The sequence below is a fragment of the uncultured Cetobacterium sp. genome, assembly GCF_947039425.1.
Lineage (GTDB): Bacteria > Fusobacteriota > Fusobacteriia > Fusobacteriales > Fusobacteriaceae > Cetobacterium_A.
Window position 1 is genome coordinate 1 of the sequence record NZ_CAMQYW010000192.1, and the last position, 3,812, is coordinate 3,812.

A 3,812-nucleotide genomic window follows, 5' to 3' on the forward strand; every position below is an offset into this window, starting at 1 on the left:
TGCTTGGCTTCCCATTGTAAACAAAATTATTTAAAATATTAACTAAAAATAGAATTTGGCTGAAATATTATTTTTAGTTTCTCGTAAGAGAGAAAAGCAGGTTATCTTTTCCTGATGTCAGTATATATTATATCGTTTTTGTTTGCAATGATTTTATAAAAAAATAAAACCAAGTTTTCACTTGGTTTTATTTCTACTAAACTAAAATGCGGGAAGGTAACGTAACATTTTACCTTGGATAAGTAATACATTAAAACATCAGAATTTACAATGTTTTTTTAAAGAAGGTGAAAATATGTTTAGTTTTTTAAAAGGCGCTATTGGGGAAGTGCATAGTGTTAATGATAGTGATTATACTGTTAAGGTTAAATTGCTTGAATATGATGGGGTTATTACTGAAGATCTTCAAGTTACTACTCTTTTAAGTTTTGGAAAAACATCATATTTACTACCAGATATAAATACTCCAGTATTAGTTATTTTCTTTGATGATAATACTGATCGCGGATTTGTTATCGCAGGTTTTTATTCTGCTAAAAATCCATCTAGCGGAACTAAAGATACTATTATTTTTGATTGCGAAGGAAATTATATTTCTTTAGATAGAAAAAATAATAGTATTAAAATAGTTTCTAAAGAAAAAATTGAAATCTCATCTAAAGATATTTCTTTTAATTGTGATTCTTTTTCTGTTAATGCTAAAGATATTAATCTTAATGGAACTAAAAGTATTTCAATCAAATCAAAAATAATAAATATTTTAGGTGATATAAAATCTACATTCATAATTTATGCTAAAGATTTTTTAAAGCTATAGGAGGGAGAGTTAAATGCTAAAAGGAATATTAACAGATATAGCTAGAGAAGAAACAAGTAACTATTTAGATACCATTGATTTTTATACAAAAATGAATAGTATTGGGTCGTTTGGTAAAATAATTTTTAAAGTTTCGTCTCTTGAAACTTTATCCCCGAATGACTATGAAGTCACTATAGCTTCTAAAGTAAAAAAACATTCCTTAATTAATAGTCCTGATATCACAGAATATCAAGGAAGAGAGTTGATAACTGTTAGCTTTGGTATTAAATTACTTTATAGTTTAACAAATGTATCAGAAGCTATTGGAAAGTTAAATAAATATTGTAATGAAGGGCATCATTTCCCTTTAGTTTTAGGCGGTAAAAAGATAGGAGATCACAATTTTATAATAAAAAGTTTCTCTAGAAAAATAACTAAAACAGATAAAATTGGAACTCCTTTAGTTATTGATTGTAATATTTCTTTAGAAGAATATATTGAAGAAATAACTAAAAAACCTCAATTACAGATACAACAGAAGGGGACAAAAATGTTAGAGAGAAAAACAGTCGCAATGGTTAATTCCGTAATAACTAAGGAATTGGGAAAGGTTAGACTATGGTAGTCACAAATATTCGAGAACCTAAAGATGAAACTTTAAGGAAACTTTGGGTAATACTAAATACATATAGAGGAACAGTTCCTCTTTTTAGAGATTTAGGAATTAGTTTTTCTATTATTGATATGCAAATAACAAAGATTCCATCTTTTTTATCTCAAGAACTAGATTCACAAATTAAAAAATATATTCCAGAATTAAAACTAAAACATATTAATTGTCTTATTGAAAATGAACAAATTATTATTAAAGTAGAGGTAGAAAAAAATGATTAAACTTATTAATGGTGATGCTCATGAAATATATAATGAAGCAATAAAGCTTCATGAAGAGGTTACTGGAATAAAATTGACTCCTGCAGATGAAAAAGCACATATTTACTCTACTCTTTCAATGGTTCTTGGAGATATATTGTATGAAATGAATGATATAGCATTACAAAACTATTTACCATTTGCACAAGGAGAAAGATTAGATCTAAAAGGAACTATCTTTGGAAACAGAGCAAAAAGACTTGAAGCATCAAGTGCTAAAGTTATTATGGAATGTCATATATCAGAAAAAATTGAAAGAAATGTATTTATACAAAAAGGAACAAGATTTATTCATGGAGAAAATATTTTTTATTCTTTAGAAGAAGGGCTTATTCCTATAGGAGAAACTAAAACAACAGTTTTAGCTCAAGCTGAAAAGATTGGTGATATTGGAGACATATTATCTGGAGAAATCACACAGATTATTGATAGATATGATTATTATGAGTCTTGTACTAATCCTCAAGCAGTTTCAAAAGGTGGAGATAAAGAAAATGATGAGAAATACAGGAAAAGATTAGAAGAACTTCCCGAATCTTTTACAAGCGCGGGAAGTGAAGGTTCGTATAAGTTTTGGGTTAAAAAAGTTAGTTCTAAAGTTAACCAGGTTATTATTACAACTCCTAAACCTAATGAAATTAATATTTATGTTTATGGACATGACGGAACTATATCCACTGAAGAAAAAGAAGCTATCAAATCATTTTTAACTGGCCTTGACAGGCTCCCTTTAAATGACTTAGTAACCATTCACGATCCTACAATTATTAATATAGATTTAAACATTGATTACTATCTTTATGAAGGCGAAATAAGAAGTGTAGAAACTATCAAATCTTCTTTAATTAATAAGCTAAATAATCATTTTAAAAGCATGGGAATTGGAGATAATTTAAATAATCAAGACATTATTAGAATTATTAAAAATGAAAACATAAAAAAATGTACGATTATTTCTCCAGAAGAAATAAAAATTACAAATATTTCTTTAATTAAATGTAATTCAATCACTTTAAATTATAGAGGAGCTGAATAATGAAAACAATATTTGATAGTAATCTAATTAATAGCGCTCCTAGGCTCTCAAAATCCAAATATAAGGATGTATATATTGTTTGTGAGAATATCATTCAAAAATATCTAATATCTCAAATCAAGACAATTGTACACTTTGATAGAATTAAAGAAATGAATGAAATGGAACTTGATTTACTTAGTAAAGAACTTCATATAGATTATTATAATCCTAAGTCATCAATTGATGAAAAAAGAAAATCCTGTCAAGAATCTCTGGCTATTCATATGAAAAAAGGTACTGTTGGAGCTGTTAAAGATATTTTGAAAATATACTTTAAAAATGCTGAACTTAAAAGATGGTATGAAGGAAATCTAGAACCTGGATATTTTTCAGTTGATATATATGATGATAATGTTGACTATTCAAAAATTCACTCAATTACTGAAATGATAAATAATACTAAAAAATTTAGTCAACATTTAAAAAAACTTGTTTTTCTAAAAGAAAATTTTATAAATATAAATTATTATACTGGAGACCATAATGCATCTAGGATAATAGATAAATATAACCCTATATAGGAGGAAACAATGAGAACAGATGGTGCAATAATAACAAATGCAGGAAGAGAACTCCTTGCATTTGCACTCCTAAATAACACAGAAATTAATTTTACTAAATTCAAACTTGGAAAAGGTGAATTAAACTCTACAGATGAAGCTAAAAATCTAAGGGATATAATTTCTTTTTATAAAGATAATCCAATTGGATTTAAAGAACGAATTAATGATAGTGAAATTATGATTAATACTAGCTTTACAAATGAATCGTTCCCTGAAGAAGTTCAACTAAAAGAAGTAGGACTTTTTGCTACAACTACAGGAAAAGAAGAGGTTTTATTTGCTTATATTAATGATGGTGTTGGAGAGATTTATCCTGCAGGAGCTAGTGGAAATATACTAGAAAGAGTTAGAGAGGTTCATATCGGAATTACAAGTGATGCTAAGGTTGAAATAACAATAGATAAATCTTTAGTCTTTGTTACAGTTTATGATCTTGAAA

5 protein-coding genes and 1 pseudogene are annotated in these 3,812 nt (G+C 27.0%); all 6 read left to right on the forward strand.

Annotation, left to right across the window (positions count from 1 at the left end; genetic code table 11):
* The first annotated feature begins 295 nt into the window (after window positions 1–295).
* The gene (locus Q0V09_RS08895; protein ID WP_297488678.1) at window positions 296–817 is read left to right on the forward strand and encodes a hypothetical protein; all 522 of its coding nucleotides are present in this window, start codon (window positions 296–298) and stop codon (window positions 815–817) included.
* Window positions 818–830: 13 nt separating this feature from the next.
* The gene (locus Q0V09_RS08900) at window positions 831–1,424 is read left to right on the forward strand and encodes a phage tail protein (protein WP_297406445.1); all 594 of its coding nucleotides are present in this window, start codon (window positions 831–833) and stop codon (window positions 1,422–1,424) included.
* Window positions 1,418–1,693, forward strand: a complete 276-nt coding sequence (locus tag Q0V09_RS08905; RefSeq protein ID WP_297406447.1) for a hypothetical protein — start codon at window positions 1,418–1,420, stop codon at window positions 1,691–1,693. Before Q0V09_RS08900 ends, Q0V09_RS08905 begins: the two co-directional genes overlap by 7 nt.
* On the forward strand, window positions 1,686–2,768 hold the full coding sequence (locus Q0V09_RS08910; RefSeq protein ID WP_297406449.1) for a baseplate J/gp47 family protein: 1,083 nt from the start codon (window positions 1,686–1,688) through the stop codon (window positions 2,766–2,768). The genes Q0V09_RS08905 and Q0V09_RS08910 overlap by 8 nt, the downstream gene beginning before the upstream one ends.
* Complete coding sequence (locus Q0V09_RS08915; protein WP_297406451.1) at window positions 2,768–3,331, forward strand: phage tail protein; 564 nt, start codon at window positions 2,768–2,770, stop codon at window positions 3,329–3,331. The genes Q0V09_RS08910 and Q0V09_RS08915 overlap by 1 nt, the downstream gene beginning before the upstream one ends.
* Before the next feature lie 9 nt (window positions 3,332–3,340).
* Window positions 3,341–3,812: pseudogene (locus tag Q0V09_RS08920) on the forward strand (hypothetical protein); the annotation flags it as partial.

Coding starts and splice junctions, on each gene's coding strand:
- Q0V09_RS08900 (WP_297406445.1), top strand. CDS start 831: ATGCTAAAAGGAATATTAACAGATATAGCTAGAGAAGAAACAAGTAAC.
- Q0V09_RS08895 (WP_297488678.1), top strand. CDS start 296: ATGTTTAGTTTTTTAAAAGGCGCTATTGGGGAAGTGCATAGTGTTAAT.
- Q0V09_RS08905 (WP_297406447.1), top strand. CDS start 1,418: ATGGTAGTCACAAATATTCGAGAACCTAAAGATGAAACTTTAAGGAAA.
- Q0V09_RS08910 (WP_297406449.1), top strand. CDS start 1,686: ATGATTAAACTTATTAATGGTGATGCTCATGAAATATATAATGAAGCA.
- Q0V09_RS08915 (WP_297406451.1), top strand. CDS start 2,768: ATGAAAACAATATTTGATAGTAATCTAATTAATAGCGCTCCTAGGCTC.